Source organism: Psychromonas sp. MME1, assembly GCF_041080865.1.
Classification (GTDB): Bacteria; Pseudomonadota; Gammaproteobacteria; order Enterobacterales; family Psychromonadaceae; genus Psychromonas.
In genome coordinates this window covers 3,172,857-3,187,959 of record NZ_CP160906.1, presented here as the reverse complement: position 1 = coordinate 3,187,959, position 15,103 = coordinate 3,172,857, and the positions used below count along the sequence as shown (strand labels likewise).

The window sequence follows — 15,103 nt, the reverse complement described above, 5'->3', positions numbered from 1 at the left end:
AATGAATTAATCGCTAATTGCTGATGCTGGTCAATTAATTAGATATTTCGCGCAGCCTATCTCGACAAACTCCCAGACTACGATGCTCTGCACTATGGGAGAGTGCCGACTTGGCGTTATAAGACTCAAAAGTAAATAACAATCAACTCAGCTCTGGTATACGAGCTCGCACCAGACTTGAGGTAACATGAATATAAAGCATAAAACTACAGTAAATCGAAGCGATCGGCATTCATCACTTTGACCCATGCCTTAATAAAATCCCTGGCAAATTTTTCTTGGTTATCATCCTGCGCATAACATTCAGCATAGGCACGCAGTATCGAATTTGAGCCAAAAACAAGATCAACACGTGTCGCCGTCCACTTTACTTTTCCCGTATCACGTTCACAGATTTCATAAAGGTTATTTGCAACGGGCTTCCAGCTATAGCGCATATCCGTTAAATTCACTAAAAAGTCATTGCTCAGGACGCCAACTCGATCAGTTAACACACCATGTTGGCTACCACCATAGTTAGCCCCAAGAACACGCAAACCACTAATCAACACTGTCATTTCAGGCGCAGTTAATCCCATCAATTGGGTTCGATCAAGTAGTAACTCTTCAGCACTCACGGAGTAATCCTGCTTAAGCCAATTGCGATAACCATCATGAATAGGTTCTAAATCGGCGAAAGAGACCGCATCGGTCATATCCTGTGAAGCATCACCACGTCCCGGTGAAAATGGCACGCTAATCGTAAAACCTGCCGCTTTGGCCGCCTGCTCTATAGCAACATTACCAGCTAAGACAATAATATCTGCGACACTCGCACCGACATCACTAGCTATTCCCTCACAAACAGCAAGCACCTTAGACAAACGCTCTGGTTCATTACCTAGCCAATCTTTTTGGGGAGCCAGACGAATACGCGCACCATTAGCACCGCCCCGTCTATCAGAACCGCGGAATGTTCTGCGCTATCCCAAGCCGTCGCGACAAGTTCAGCAATACTTAAACCACTGGCGACAATTTTATCTTTGGCGACTTGAAGATCATAATTACATACTCCCTGAGGAATGGGATCTTGCCATAGTAAATCTTCCGCTGGCACATCGGGCCCGATATAACAGTTTTTTGGCCCCATATCGCGATGGGTTAATTTGAACCATGCGTGAGCAAAAGTTTGCGAAAAATAGTCGGGATCGTTATAAAAACGCTCCGCTATTTTACGATAAGCTGGATCCATCTTCATTGCCATATCAGCATCAGTCATGATCGGATTATGACGAATTGCAGGATCTTCAACATCGACCGTCTTATCTTCTTCTTTTATATCGATAGGTTCCCACTGCCATGCCCCAGCGGGACTTTTTTGCAGTTGCCATTCATAGTTAAGTAACAACGAGAAGTAACCATTATCCCACTGCGTTGGATGCGTCGTCCATGCCCCCTCTAAACCACTCGATATCGTATCCCGCCCCACGCCCCGTTTCGTTTTATTATTCCAACCTAACCCCTGCTCTGCAATATCAGCACCTTCCGGTGCACCACCTAATTGAGCGGCATCACCATTGCCGTGGCATTTACCGACAGTATGCCCACCAGCGGTCAAGGCTACGGTCTCTTCATCATTCATCGCCATACGTTGAAAAGTAACGCGTACATCATGCGCTGTTTTTAACGGATCAGGATGACCATCAACCCCTTCCGGATTAACATAAATCAACCCCATCATTACCGCCGCTAAGGGATTTTCGAGATCCCGCTCTCCAGAATAACGACTCCCTTCACTGCCGCTTGGTGCTAACCATTGTTTTTCCGAACCCCAATAAATATCTTTCTCAGGATGCCAAATATCCTCGCGTCCAAAGCCAAAACCAAAGGTTTTTAGCCCCATAGACTCATAGGCAATCGTGCCCGCATAGGCAATCAGATCTGCCCAGCTAAGTTTGTTACCATACTTTCTCTTAATCGGCCAAAGCAAGCGGCGCGCCTTATCAAGATTGACATTATCCGGCCAAGAGTTGAGCGGCGCAAAACGTTGGTTACCCGTGCTAGCACCACCTCGCCCATCGGCGGTACGATAGGTACCCGCAGCATGCCAAGACATACGAATCATTAAACCACCGTAGTGTCCCCAGTCTGCAGGCCACCACGCTTGAGTATCGGTCATTAAGGCAAGCATATCCCACTTCAGGGCAGCAACATCAAGCCTTTTAACCGCTTCCTGATAATTAAAATCGGCCTCCATTGGATTCGTTTTACGGTCATGTTGATGCAAAATATCGAGGTTTAAAGCTTTTGGCCACCACGCCATATTTGACATACTACTCTCAGTTGCACCACCGTGCATCACTGGACATTTACCAGCGCTGTTTGTGCTCTTTTCAGCCATATTTAAACTTCCTCTCATAAATTGAAATTCATACCGCAGTGAGATCGGTATATAAATTAAATATACATAACTGATATTAGTTCGCTTTACTATTAATGCGTAACTGAAGCAGAACAGCGGAACTGTATAACGTTGTACGAATGTGAAATTGCCTAGTAAAACGAGCTGGGTGAATATGAGAAAGTAATAGGCAGCGAGCGGATAGCGATGAAACTAATATCATTACAGAGAATATTATGGTCATCGCTTATTAAGGAAAGATGAAGCAGAGCAAGGCGTAACATGAGGTAATTGTTATTCACTTTTTGAATGTTACAACGCTGCACTGGTTTTCGAGGTAGTACCCAGTAGGGCAAGGAAAATAGCACCAATCTGCTTTGTTATAAAATATCTATGTAGAATCACTATACTTCTATTTTATGCCTCACATCTCGGTATGCTTTTTCTTGCTGACTTTGCATCTTGAAGTATCATGGGTTACAACGTCGCCAGCGATGATGTAAACCCACAAAATCATCCCAATCGCGTCACCAAAACCTGCTCCACACGCACCCCCTCAAGGTCTAACACTTCAAACTTATAGCCCTGATAAATAAAATTATCGGTTCGTTTGGGTAACCGTTTTAGCTGATAAATCATAAAACCGGCAATGGTTTCGTATTGATTACGATCAGGAAAATCCTCAATATCCAAACTGCGCATGACATCGTTAATTGGCGTTAGTCCCTCAATAAGCCAAGAATCAGCATCCCTTTGCACAATCTGCTCTTCATCCTGAGGAGTGATCAATTCCCCCATAAAGCTGCTCAACAAGTCTTTGACCGTCACAATGCCAACCACTGTCGCATACTCATTAACGATCACTGCAAAGGGCTGCGTTGCAATTTTAAATGCATTGAGCGCTTCAGAAAGCGTCAATGTTTCAGGTAGGTAAAATAGATCCTTATCAACTTGGGTTGGATTAATCTGCGCCAACTCCCCCTTTAGCACCAAACGTAATATCTCTTTAGACTCAATGCTCCCCTGAATTTTATCCAAACTGCCATCACAAACCAAAAAGTCATTATGTGGATGGTCAATAATTTTTTGGCTAATATCACTACTACTATCATCCAAATCAAAATAAATAATTTGGTCTCGCGGCGTCATCGCGCTAGCGATAGTCCGTGACTCTAAATCAAACACATTACCAATCAATTGGTACTCCTGCTTTTGCAGACTACCATCCTCTGCGCCCGCATCCATCATCGCAACAATATCTTCAGTCGTGACGAGCTCACTACGCTCCGTTGGTACATTAAAAATACGTAAAATAATATTAGTTAAACCATTAAAGAGAAAAACCGCCGGCATTAATAAAAAAGTGATCCAATGCATGATTGATATAACCCGCAACGCCACGGTTTCCGGCATAATAATCGCTAACCGTTTCGGCAGCAGGTCAGCAAATAGAATAAACAAAGATGTCAGGCAGAGAAATGAAAGCAAAAAACTAATTTTATCGAGTAAGGCACCGTCATAAAAAAAACTAATCAATTCGCGGGTATATGGCGTCAATGCCTGCTCACCGACAATACCACCAAGAATAGAGGTCGCATTCAAGGCAATTTGAATCATGGCAAAAAAATTACCCGGCTGCTGCTGCAGTTTAATCACCTCTAACGCTTTAAGATTACCCTCTTCAGCCATCACCCTTAGTTTAATTTTTCTGGATGCTGATATTGCGATCTCAGACATGGCAAACAGCGCGCCGGCAATGATCAGTAAACCAATACTTAATATATCACTCATTTTTTTTACCCTGTTATAACGTTCAAGTGCTTCTTTGAATACTTCACTAAGATCAATAAAATACGGCAGAAAACAGATTTGCCCTATTTTTCCCCTAAAAGCGAGCGCATTATATCTCCAGATGCTTTGTCAGCTGCTCACTCACAGACCAGACTAAAGCGTAACCGGAGGTAATTGTCAGCCTCTTTTCGGGGGGGGGGATAACATATCGATGTAGCATACGCTAATTCTATTTTATGCCTAGTATCTCGGCACGTTTTTTACTGACTTTACCTATTGAAGATAGAATGAAATAAAAATTGAAGCACACTTATTAACGTAAACAGAGTTGCTAATACCAATTCCGATAAATAGCTGATCTATTTTACTGGTTAAAACAACTTACTGCTGCGTTGTAATTTTCGCAAAGGGAATAACCATTTACGTCAAATTACGCCTTGAATTAAGCTGTTTTTCCTACGCAAAATTTGGATCACATACTTACCGGAGTTGGTATAACTAAAAATAAACGCCTAATGGTAACAATTAAGCTAAGCAAAAAAGTATCGCAACCTTTCCTTAAACTAGCTTAAATCTCATGCTGCATTACAACCCGATTACGTCCACTCTCTTTGGCTTTATACATAGCCAAATCAGCCGATTCAAACAGGGCAATAATACTATGCGATTGTTTCAGTTGAGATTCAGCAACACCAAAACTACAAGTAACGGGTTGTTCTTTAATCAGGTTCGCCTCACTCACCTTTTTACATAAATGGTTGGCAATAGCAACGGCATTATGAATTGTTGTATTAGGGCATAAAATCAAAAACTCTTCACCACCCCAGCGCGCAAAATGGTCGCTTTCTCTAATCGTGTTTTTAATTAACTGCGCTAAATTACGTAAAACGTCATCACCAACTTTATGACCATAGTTATCATTTATTTGTTTAAAATGGTCAATGTCAAATAGGATTAACGAACAATTATCCTCCGATGAATTTTGCAATTTTTGTAAAAGGTCACGCGTACCGGCTCGATTAGCGATCCCCGTTAACAGATCTGTTTTCGATAACGTTTCAAATTTATTTTTTTCGATACGTAATAATTTATTAATCTGCGTCAACTCTTTAGTCTGCAGCCGCTTTAAAGTTAAATTTTTATTTAATTGGTAAAGCCGATAAGTGGCATGAATAAAAATCATGGTTATCCAACAGATCAGCAAGCCCAAATACAAGGTGTAACTACTAATCCATTTACCGACAAATTGCGCTTTGTATAACGTAATATCAATACTACGACTTAGCGTGCTATCACCCGTTGTTATTCTGAATCCTGTCACATTACGTAAATTGCTTTGGGCATCCACCCCGGTGACTTTATTTTGTAGAATCCACCACGATGGAACAAAAAAGCTCTGCAAAGGTAAGTTATAAAGCTGCTTAGATGACGAAGGTAAAATAACCTGCATGTTGCTCTTTATACGAGAAATAGTCGAATCGTTTCCATTAAACTCGCTATTTTCTAAGTAAATTAACAAGGTATCTTGCTCACTAGATTGATGGTCAATCAAAAGCGACAAATGGTCAAACTGGCTAAGATCAATACCATGGTTAGGATCAGCTCCAATGGAAATATCTAAACTACAAAATGCAAAAGTATTAGAAGGCGTTATTTGACAATGCTGCTTTATGATATTTTCAGCGACTAATATAGCACTTTCTGACCGTCCACCATTTATATGGTCGCCTCCTGTCGCTATTTTAGCGGCAGGACTTGGATAGATATTGACCCTGTGGTTCATTCCCCAGTACTGCCACATAATTAACACGGCAGAAATGACCGCCATAGAAAAATAGAATCGTTCAATTATACGATAATTAATTTTAGAGATATCCATTTCGTTGCCCAAGTCCTAAAAATACCAACGGGCTGATGGTAATACAGTTATTGTAGAAGCACTAACAGGTAGCAAAATTACTGTGAGCCATACCCCTCTCGTATCAATTTGGACGCGTCTTACAACAGCAATCACCACGAGCGAGAGGCAAGGATGCTGAACAGGATGAGACACAAAGATGTGCCATTCCACCAACCTATATCAGCATATCTGAACTGCCTGTGGGCAGTGAACCTCAGGCGCTGTGAAAAGTAATAATTTGATGCTTCATTAACCAGATCTCTAGTTAATAAAACTATTATTGTAATTTAAATTGGTTAACGAGTTTACCTAATGCGTCATTAGTTTCAGATAGGTGTCTCATCTTACCAACCGCTGACTCACTATCATTATCTAAGCGTAAAACCATATCCTGCATAACAGACATATTCTGATCAATTTCCCCACTTACTTCACGTTGCTCATTTGCCGATTGTGATATCTGCTCGTTAAGCTCAGAGATAGTAGCAACCGATTGAATGACAACATCCAAAGACTCATGAATTTTGTTAGTATTAGATGAAGTATTAAGGCATCTTGCACGTGTTTCATCTAATGCATTAACGACTTTACTACTGCCACTTTGTAACTGATTTAACATCGCAGTGATCTCAGCAGTGCTTTTTTGCGTCCGCGCAGCCAGCGCCCTAACTTCATCCGCAACAACAGCGAAACCTCGCCCTTGCTCACCGGCACGAGCCGCTTCAATCGCTGCATTTAATGCTAATAGGTTGGTTTGCTCTGCAATAGCACCGATAACGTTAAGCACGATGCCTATTTGGTCAACATCTGTCACCATCACATTAATGGACTCGGCCATTTTATCAAACTCGGAAGTCAAGTCATCAACGCTATTGACCGCCTCTTCCACAATCTGTTTGCTGTTTTTTGTCGCATTAAGTGCTGTGCCTGTTTGTTTAACTGCATTATCTGCATTTGCAGCAACGGTACTTGCGGTCGTACTCATCTCTGTGATTGCAGTGACAGCTAATTCTATCTCTTTATTATGGCTATTTGTTAACGCTTTATTCGCCGTTGTTTGTGCTTGAAGTTCATCAATCTCCTGAGTGGATTTCAGACTTGAATCACGCACCTCTAGCATCATAGATTGTAAGCGTGCAACAAAATTATTTACTCCCTTTGATATTCTGCCAATATCGTCATTGGTTTTACTATTAAGGCGCATCGTTAGGTCCGCATCCCCTTGCCCAAGATCTTCAATTAATTCACGCAGAGCGACAATAGGTCTGTAGGTAAACATTATAATCAACAAACCCAAACACATGATAAATAAACCAAAACCAAGTGTTACTATGCTAATTTTATTATTAAGTGACGCGGTATGGTTTTCGATATAGCTATTATCAATATAACCAATTATTTGCCATTTTTTACCCGCTATATCAACCTCTCTACCGAACTTAATAACATCAGTTGCCTCTTTATTGCTATAGATAACTTGGTTTAAATTATCAACCAACTCTAAAAAACTACCTTCCGTTTCAATCTGTTTAAAGCCATCAATCAAAGAGGTTAAATCAACAATAAAAATATCAACACCACCGGTACTGTCTATTGACGCTTTCGCAATCGAGATAAGTGGCTTTTGTTGTTCGTAATAGACATCACTAATATAAGTTTTACTTCCTTCAATTTTATTAGCAAGTGTTAAATATTTTTGCTGTGTTTCGTCAGTGTACTGAACAAAAGTAGGAGGCTCTCCTGCGATATAATCAACGTTACGATCAGGTGTAAAAACCGAACCATATACCACTTTACTTACGCTATAAAACCCACTGATATCTAATACTTGTGCTAAATTTGCGAGGTTTAGTGGAATGCTATCAGCAAGTTTTATATTAGACGCAAGTTCACTTTCAACGCGGTTAGAGATGAGGAAAATTTGTGACTCAATCTGTTTCAAATCGGTATTAACGAGCTCCTGACCGATAAAATAGCGGGCACTTAAAAAAGAAACGGCTGTTGAACTGAGCAACAGAATAATCATAACTGAAATTATTTTAGCTTTAAAAGACAGCTGCTGTAATACATTCATTCAAAAATATCCTTACCTATATTTAGTGACTTAAATACAATAAAAAGTCCAACCAATACCATTAAATTTAACCACAACAATACCACATAGGTTAACCAATTAATCATTCATACATCTCATAATCTAAAATTTACGCCTTAAATAAAGCCAAAAAGCCCACTTTAATTTACATTAAAAGTGGGCTTTTTATCAAAAAACAGGATGAAACATTAACTCATTAAATACTCGTAAACACCATCAGCAACAGGGATACCTTCGACCAAGCATTTAGCTTTATACGCTACTTGTGGATCATTTGGCGCCATCACTTTATCTACACCAGGAACAGGTTTTACCGCACGTAATTCATTGATCATTGCACCAATTGCAAAAGAGAATAGTGGGTTACCTAATTTTTCAGGGCTGATAACAATAACAAGACTTGCTAATTTACGCATTTTCTCATAATCACCATACATACGGTTAATATGGTTACTCATGTTAGCCCCCATCAATCCGCCTGTTAACGCATCAATAGAGAGTGCGAGGCCTGATCCTTTATGGCCACCGAACGTTAATAAGTTCTCAACTTTGTGTGGATCCGTTGTGCCATTGCCATCTTTATCAATCGCAAGGCCTTCTCCAATTTGTTGCCCAGTTTCTTTAGCATGAAGTAATTTACCAAATGCAGTGGCACTTGTTGCCATATCGACAATCATCGGGTGAGAATCTTTAACTGGGAAACCAAATGCAATTGGATTAGTCCCTAAAAAGCGTTCAGCGCCACCATATGGTGCAACACAAGTATCTGTCTGCGTCATTGCTATCGCAATCATACCTTCACTTGTAGCTTGCTCCATAAAGTAAGATAACGCACCACAGTGCGAAGTGTTTTTAACACTCACAAAGCCTAAACCTGTCTCAGCAGCCATTTTAATGCCGTGTTTGGTTGCAGCAATAAGACCTGAATGCCCCATACCATCATCTGAATCAAGTACAGCAACAGAAGGTGATATTTGTTCGATTGAAAATTTAGCTTCTTTATTTAATCCGCCCATCGCAAGACGATGACAGTAATGCTCTACACGCATAACCCCATGAGAATGCACACCTGTTAAATCAGCGTGAACTAATACATCAACAACTTCAGCAGCGGTTGCTTCATCAAGTCCAGCAGCCAATAGTTTAGCTAACGAAAGTTCGCGTAGTTTTTCTTCTTTTACTAATTGAGTCGACATGAATTTATCCTTAAGAATTAAAGTTGATAACGCCTTTTACCAGCGAAAGGTTTTCGACAACATCTTCTTTGTAAGTGAGACCAAAGGTGTCAAAGTCATAGTCTTTATTTTTCATGATCGCTTCACTTATATCACCAGAAGCCATCAATTCAATAACACGTTCAAAATCTTGGCGCGTTGCATTGCGGCTACTTAATAGAGTGGTCTCTTTCTTATGGAATGTCGGATCATCAATAACCAAATCACCAATGTATAAACCGATGAATACCAATTTACCACCATGACGAATCAATTCAACAGCACGGCTCATTGAACCTTTATTACCCGTTGCATCCATTACAACACACGGTAACTCACCGCCAAATGCAGCACGAAGATCAGCAACATAAGAATCTTCTAACGGGTTTAAAGCAGGAATACCAAGTGCTTTTTCAACATGTTCACGACGAGAATCAGTTACATCAGCAACCGCAACCGTCGCCCCTTCCGCTTTAGCAATCGCAGCAGCAGCTAAGCCAATTGGACCAGAACCAACAACAAGCACGTTATTCGTAGATTTAATTTCAGCACGACGCACGGCATGTGCACTGATAGCAAAACATTCAACTAATGCTCCTTGAGAATCAGAAACTGACTCCGGTAACAAAACTAAGTTATCTTCTAGTACCGCTAAGTATTCAGAAAAACCACCATCTTGGTGTACACCATATAGAGAAACATTCTCACAGCAGTTTGTTTTGCCATCTTTACATGCACTACATTTACCACATGGGATACAAGGAATAACTGAATAACGTTTGCCCTTAGTAATTGAGGTAACTGCGCTACCTAACTCAACCACTTCACCTGCAATTTCATGACCTAGTACGCGAGGGTATGAAAAGAATGGTTGACGACCTGCATAAGCGTGAATATCTGTTCCACAAATACCTACGGCACGGGTTTTTAAAAGTACTTCGTTTGCTTCAATTGAAGGCATTTCACGTTCAATGTATTCAATCGAGTTCGGTTCATGACAAATAAGTGTTTTCATATTAAGTAAGCCTTCTATTTGGTTGCTAAAGAATTGATCACTGATTCAATTCCTTGCTCTGTTATGGCATTGAATGCTGTTGTTACCTGCTCAGCAAACAGTGAATTTTTTGCATGCTTGCCAAAGATTTTTTCAATAGCAAAAAGTGCATTGCATTTAGTTTGTAAGTCAGTATCAGCTACAACGATCTCTATAAACGTCTCAGCCATAGGATCAACTAGTGTTTCACCCTTCTGGATTAGCTTAATGACGTAATGCATCCAACCCGCGACTAATACAGGTAAACATGCAGATTTGATCTGACGTTTTTGTAGTTCAATAAACGGATCAACAGCACGCTGAGGCAGTTTTTGAGAACCGTCCATCGCGATTTGTCCAGTTTTATGTTTAATATTGGTATTACTAAAACGGGCAATTAATAAGTTGGCATACTCAGGCAGGTCAACATTTAAGCTAGGGCTCAACGATTTTGCTTGCTCTTCTAGCATCAGGCGCAGTGTTGTAGCTTTTAGAGCTTCATCTTCCATACATTGATAGATGAACTCATAACCAGCAAGGCTGCCGTTATAAGCTAAGAATGAGTGACTACCATTTAACATACGCAGTTTCATCTCTTCATAGGGCAATACATCAGCAACAAACATTGCACCAGCTTTGTCCCAATCTGGGCGACCTGCAACAAAATTATCTTCGATAACCCATTGACGGAAATCTTCAGTCACAACACCACAAGGATCGAGATAATTTGTTTCTTTTTGAATAACTTCGAATTGGTCTGGCGTCATAGCAGGTACGATACGATCCACCATGGTACTAGGAAAACTAACGTTTTCCTCAATCCATGCACCCAGTGATTTATCAACCGCTGATGCAAACGCTAATACTGCATTTTTAGTTAAATGACCGTTTTCAGGAATATTATCGCAAGAGAGGACACTAAATGGCGCTAAACCTTGCTCCTTACGGATACGTAAAGCTTCAGTAATCAAACCAATAGCAGATTGAGGCGCATTACTGTTTTCTAAATCATGTACGATAAGTGAATTCGTAAAGTCTAAAGTACCCGCTTGAGGATCAACACAATAGCCCTTCTCTGTGATAGTCAAAGAAACGATTTTCACTTGCGCTTCACACATTTTTTCTATCGCAGCATTAATACCGTCAACGGGCGTATGAATCGCTTCTGAAACGGTTCTTACTAAACGCGTATGAGTTTCTGTTGCAGATTTTTCGACAACACTAAATAGGTTATTTTGGGCTTTTAAATCATCAATAAGATCCGCAGGACCAAACATATTAATTTCACAGATACCCCATTGAGTATCTGATATATCGTTCGTTAAATCATTGTAAACAGCTTGATGCCCACGATGAAATGCACCAAACCCAATGTGCACAATGTCAGACTTTAAATTTTCTCGAACATATGATGTTTGAGAAGAATAAACAGCGGATCTCATATCCGGATAATTCATATTTACCTACCTTGATTAATTAACCAATAATCATTGTGAACAGTATGTACCAGCTGTATTACACAGCAACTCATTAACACTTTAGGTAATTGTAAACAAAGAACACCAACCAATCAATGGCAAATGGATAACCAATTAAAAGAAAAAATATTAAAAAAAAAATAGTAAAGCAACTAAATGTCAATAAAACAAAGGCTCCTAAGGGGGCAAACCCGCAAACAACCTAGCTTAAAGCAAACTCTATTTTGTGACACTGCTCTACATTCATTGCGCGTTTTGGTTGACCAAATAACATTAGCCACATACTATCTCTAATAGATAAATCTAAAATAAGTTACACATACTATATCAAGTCGTTATTATAAGGTGATAGAGCGTTATGAGCATAAAAGAAACTGTTGAAAATGAAAGTGACGTTTGCCAAATCCTAAGCTTTGGTGAACCAATGTACGAATTCAGTCAAATTAAAGAGGTCAGCGATACGGGAGCCGACTTCTTGAGTGGGTTTGGTGGAGATGCATCTAATTTTGCTATTGCAGCAGCACGCCAAGGTGCAGATGTGGGTATGCTCACTCATCTAGGTTGTGATGAATTTGGACAACGTTTTATCGACCTATGGAAAGAAGAAAAAGTTAATATTTCCAATGTAGTTAGCAATCCAAATGCACATACTGGTGTTTATTTCATTACTCATAACAGTGATGGGCACCACTTCTCTTTTTTACGTAAAGGCTCAGCGGCTAGTCTTATTACAGACAACCAACTCCCAATTGAAGCAATCAAAAAAGCGAAGTTACTGCATGTTACCGCAATCACTCAGGCAATAAGCGCATCAAGTTGCGATGCTGTTTTTGAAGCGATCAAAATTGCAAAAGCAAATGGCACATTGGTTTCATATGATACTAATTTACGATTAAAACTGTGGTCGCTTGAAAGAGCGAAAGGGATCATTAGTCAAACGGCATCAATGGTTGATATCTGCTTCCCAAGCTTAGATGAAGCACAACTATTAACGGGCTTAGAAGATGCAGATGAAATTATAGATCACTACCTAGCGTTAGGTGCAAAAATAGTGGTACTTAAACGAGGCTCTGAAGGCGCAACCGTTGCTGATGCAACACAGCGTTTTAGCATTGCACCACATAAAGTAACACCTGTTGATGCAACAGCAGCAGGCGATTCTTTCGCAGGCTCATTTTGTACTCATTACGTAAATGGTTTAAGTTTACAAGAGTGCTTAAAGCATGCTAATGCAACCGCTTCGATTACCATTACAGGTTATGGCGCAGTAGCACCGCTACCGACTCTACAACAGGTACAAGAAAGAATTAACGAACCCACTTCTAAATAGGATATAAAAATAATGAACCAGTTAAATGAAGCATTACAATCACTTAAAGTGATTCCAGTGATCGCTGTTGATGATGCACAATTGATTCTTCCACTTGGTGAACAGTTAGTTAAAAACGGTCTACCTGTAGCTGAGATCACATTCCGCTCTGATGCAGCTGTTGAAGCTATTCGCTTATTACGTAAGCAATACCCTGATATCTTAATCGGTGCAGGTACAGTTTTAAATGAAGCGCAAGTTATTGCAGCAAAAGAAGCAGGGTCTGACTTTATCGTTTCACCAGGCCTTAACCCAAATACTGTGGCTGCTTGTAAAAAACATAATATTGCCATTATTCCTGGAGTTAATAACCCATCACAAGTTGAACGAGCGATTGAACTTGGCTTAGATACCGTTAAGTTTTTCCCAGCAGAAGCATCTGGTGGCCTACCCATGCTAAAATCACTACTTGCTCCCTACGGGCAAATTAAAGTGATGCCTACGGGTGGTATTAACCCAAAAAATATTAAAGATTATTTAGCACTGCCAGCAGTACTTGCTTGTGGCGGTTCTTGGATGGTTGATCCTGCACTTGTTAAAAGCGGAAATTGGGAAGAGATTGGCCGCCTTATTAACGAAATTGTAACTGACTTAAAATAGGTAGCTAGACAGATGAATACAGCAATCAAAACGATAAAAACGCAGCTATTCAAAATTCCATTAAAAGAGATTTTATCCGATGCAAAACATGGTGATCACGACCATTTTGAACTGATCACAACAACCATCACGCTCGAAGATGGATCACAAGGCACAGGTTATACTTACACGGGTGGTAAAGGTGGTTATGCTATCAAAGCGATGCTTGAACATGATATTCAACCCGCCCTTATCGGTAAAGATGCAACTCAAATAGCTCAGATCTACGATTTCATGGAGTGGCATATTCATTATGTTGGACGTGGCGGTATCTCAAGCTTTGCGATGTCGAGCGTTGATATTGCATTGTGGGACTTAAAAGGTAAGCGCGAAGGTTTACCACTATGGAAAATGGCCGGAGGTAAAAACAATACCTGTAAAGCTTATTGTGGTGGTATTGACCTCTTATTCCCATTAGAGAAACTACTTAAAAATATCCAAGGCTATTTAGATGCTGGATTTAACGCGGTTAAAATTAAAATTGGCCGTGAAAATGCGCAAGAAGATATTGATCGCATCAAAGCGGTTAGAGAGCTAATTGGCCCAGATATTACTTTTATGATCGATGCCAACTACTCACTAACAGTTGACCAAGCAATCTCGCTATCAAAAGCGGTTGAGCAGTACGATATCACTTGGTTTGAAGAGCCAACACTACCAGATGATTATAAAGGTTTTGCAAAAATTGCTGACAACACCTCTATTCCATTAGCGATGGGTGAAAACCTGCATACCATTCACGAATTTGGTTATGCCATGGATCAAGCTAAACTAGGCTTTGCACAACCGGATGCATCAAACTGTGGCGGTATTACAGGTTGGTTACAAGCAGCTAATTTAATTACTGAAAATGAAATTCCCGTTTGTACGCATGGGATGCAAGAGTTGCATGTAAGCCTAGTATCTGCTTTTGATACAGGTTGGTTAGAGGTACATAGCTTCCCTATCGACGAATATACTAAGCGCCCATTAGTAGTAGAAAACTATCGTGCAGTCGCTTCTGACGAGCCTGGTGTTGGCGTAGAATTCGATTGGCAGAAAATAGCGCAATATGAGGTTTAAGCAACGATTTATCTTGCGTTAACAAGATAAAAAGAGCTTCTCCAAAAATCCTTAACACTATTTGGTGTTAAGGATTTTTTTTGGAATATTGAAAAACCTAAAAAATCCTCTCTTATACCAATCCGCATAAGTATCTGATCTA

9 protein-coding genes and 1 pseudogene are annotated in these 15,103 nt (G+C 40.2%); 3 read left to right on the top strand and 7 right to left on the bottom strand.

The annotated features are described in order from the left end of the window. Window positions 1-206 precede the first annotated feature (206 nt). The 7 genes and pseudogenes from katG to AB2N10_RS14620 form a co-directional block, all read right to left on the bottom strand. Window positions 207-2,380: pseudogene (gene katG / locus AB2N10_RS14650) on the bottom strand (catalase/peroxidase HPI). Window positions 2,381-2,893: 513 nt separating this feature from the next. Next, window positions 2,894-4,171 (bottom strand): hemolysin family protein, encoded by a 1,278-nt coding sequence (locus tag AB2N10_RS14645; RefSeq protein ID WP_354623108.1) that lies wholly within the window; start codon window positions 4,169-4,171, stop codon window positions 2,894-2,896. Between the two features lie 568 nt (window positions 4,172-4,739). Further along, window positions 4,740-6,050 carry a GGDEF domain-containing protein gene (locus tag AB2N10_RS14640; protein WP_354623107.1) on the bottom strand — a complete coding sequence of 437 codons (1,311 nt, stop codon included), beginning with the start codon at window positions 6,048-6,050 and terminating at the stop codon, window positions 4,740-4,742. A 298-nt stretch (window positions 6,051-6,348) separates the two neighbouring features. Beyond that, entirely contained in the window at window positions 6,349-8,145 is a 1,797-nt protein-coding gene (locus AB2N10_RS14635; protein ID WP_354623106.1) for a methyl-accepting chemotaxis protein, read from the bottom strand. A gap of 209 nt (window positions 8,146-8,354) precedes the next feature. Continuing rightward, window positions 8,355-9,362 carry an Ldh family oxidoreductase gene (locus tag AB2N10_RS14630; protein ID WP_354623105.1) on the bottom strand — a complete coding sequence of 336 codons (1,008 nt, stop codon included), beginning with the start codon at window positions 9,360-9,362 and terminating at the stop codon, window positions 8,355-8,357. A 10-nt stretch (window positions 9,363-9,372) separates the two neighbouring features. After that, window positions 9,373-10,395: a zinc-binding alcohol dehydrogenase family protein gene (locus tag AB2N10_RS14625; protein ID WP_354623104.1), complete on the bottom strand. Its 1,023-nt coding sequence runs from the start codon at window positions 10,393-10,395 to the stop codon at window positions 9,373-9,375. A gap of 14 nt (window positions 10,396-10,409) precedes the next feature. Further along, window positions 10,410-11,870, bottom strand: a complete 1,461-nt coding sequence (locus tag AB2N10_RS14620) for a mannitol dehydrogenase family protein (RefSeq protein ID WP_354623103.1) — start codon at window positions 11,868-11,870, stop codon at window positions 10,410-10,412. A 379-nt stretch (window positions 11,871-12,249) separates the two neighbouring features. Here AB2N10_RS14620 and AB2N10_RS14615 point away from each other — a divergent pair, with 379 nt between their 5' ends. Genes AB2N10_RS14615 through AB2N10_RS14605 form a run of 3 tightly spaced genes read left to right on the top strand, consistent with a single transcriptional unit; the run spans window position 12,250 to window position 14,961 of the window. Beyond that, window positions 12,250-13,221: a sugar kinase gene (locus tag AB2N10_RS14615; protein ID WP_354623102.1), complete on the top strand. Its 972-nt coding sequence runs from the start codon at window positions 12,250-12,252 to the stop codon at window positions 13,219-13,221. A 12-nt stretch (window positions 13,222-13,233) separates the two neighbouring features. Then, window positions 13,234-13,860 carry a bifunctional 4-hydroxy-2-oxoglutarate aldolase/2-dehydro-3-deoxy-phosphogluconate aldolase gene (locus AB2N10_RS14610; RefSeq protein ID WP_354623101.1) on the top strand — a complete coding sequence of 209 codons (627 nt, stop codon included), beginning with the start codon at window positions 13,234-13,236 and terminating at the stop codon, window positions 13,858-13,860. A gap of 12 nt (window positions 13,861-13,872) precedes the next feature. Continuing rightward, complete coding sequence (locus AB2N10_RS14605) at window positions 13,873-14,961, top strand: 3,6-anhydro-alpha-L-galactonate cycloisomerase (protein ID WP_354623100.1); 1,089 nt, start codon at window positions 13,873-13,875, stop codon at window positions 14,959-14,961. The last annotated feature ends 142 nt before the right edge of the window (window positions 14,962-15,103 follow it).

What these genes read in the sequence shown, in the direction of transcription:
- AB2N10_RS14645 (WP_354623108.1), bottom strand. Translation starts at nt 4,171, where the DNA reads ATGAGTGATATATTAAGTATTGGTTTACTGATCATTGCCGGCGCGCTG.
- AB2N10_RS14640 (WP_354623107.1), bottom strand. Translation starts at nt 6,050, where the DNA reads ATGGATATCTCTAAAATTAATTATCGTATAATTGAACGATTCTATTTT.
- AB2N10_RS14635 (WP_354623106.1), bottom strand. Translation starts at nt 8,145, where the DNA reads ATGAATGTATTACAGCAGCTGTCTTTTAAAGCTAAAATAATTTCAGTT.
- AB2N10_RS14630 (WP_354623105.1), bottom strand. Translation starts at nt 9,362, where the DNA reads ATGTCGACTCAATTAGTAAAAGAAGAAAAACTACGCGAACTTTCGTTA.
- AB2N10_RS14625 (WP_354623104.1), bottom strand. Translation starts at nt 10,395, where the DNA reads ATGAAAACACTTATTTGTCATGAACCGAACTCGATTGAATACATTGAA.
- AB2N10_RS14620 (WP_354623103.1), bottom strand. Translation starts at nt 11,870, where the DNA reads ATGAATTATCCGGATATGAGATCCGCTGTTTATTCTTCTCAAACATCA.
- AB2N10_RS14615 (WP_354623102.1), top strand. Translation starts at nt 12,250, where the DNA reads ATGAGCATAAAAGAAACTGTTGAAAATGAAAGTGACGTTTGCCAAATC.
- AB2N10_RS14610 (WP_354623101.1), top strand. Translation starts at nt 13,234, where the DNA reads ATGAACCAGTTAAATGAAGCATTACAATCACTTAAAGTGATTCCAGTG.
- AB2N10_RS14605 (WP_354623100.1), top strand. Translation starts at nt 13,873, where the DNA reads ATGAATACAGCAATCAAAACGATAAAAACGCAGCTATTCAAAATTCCA.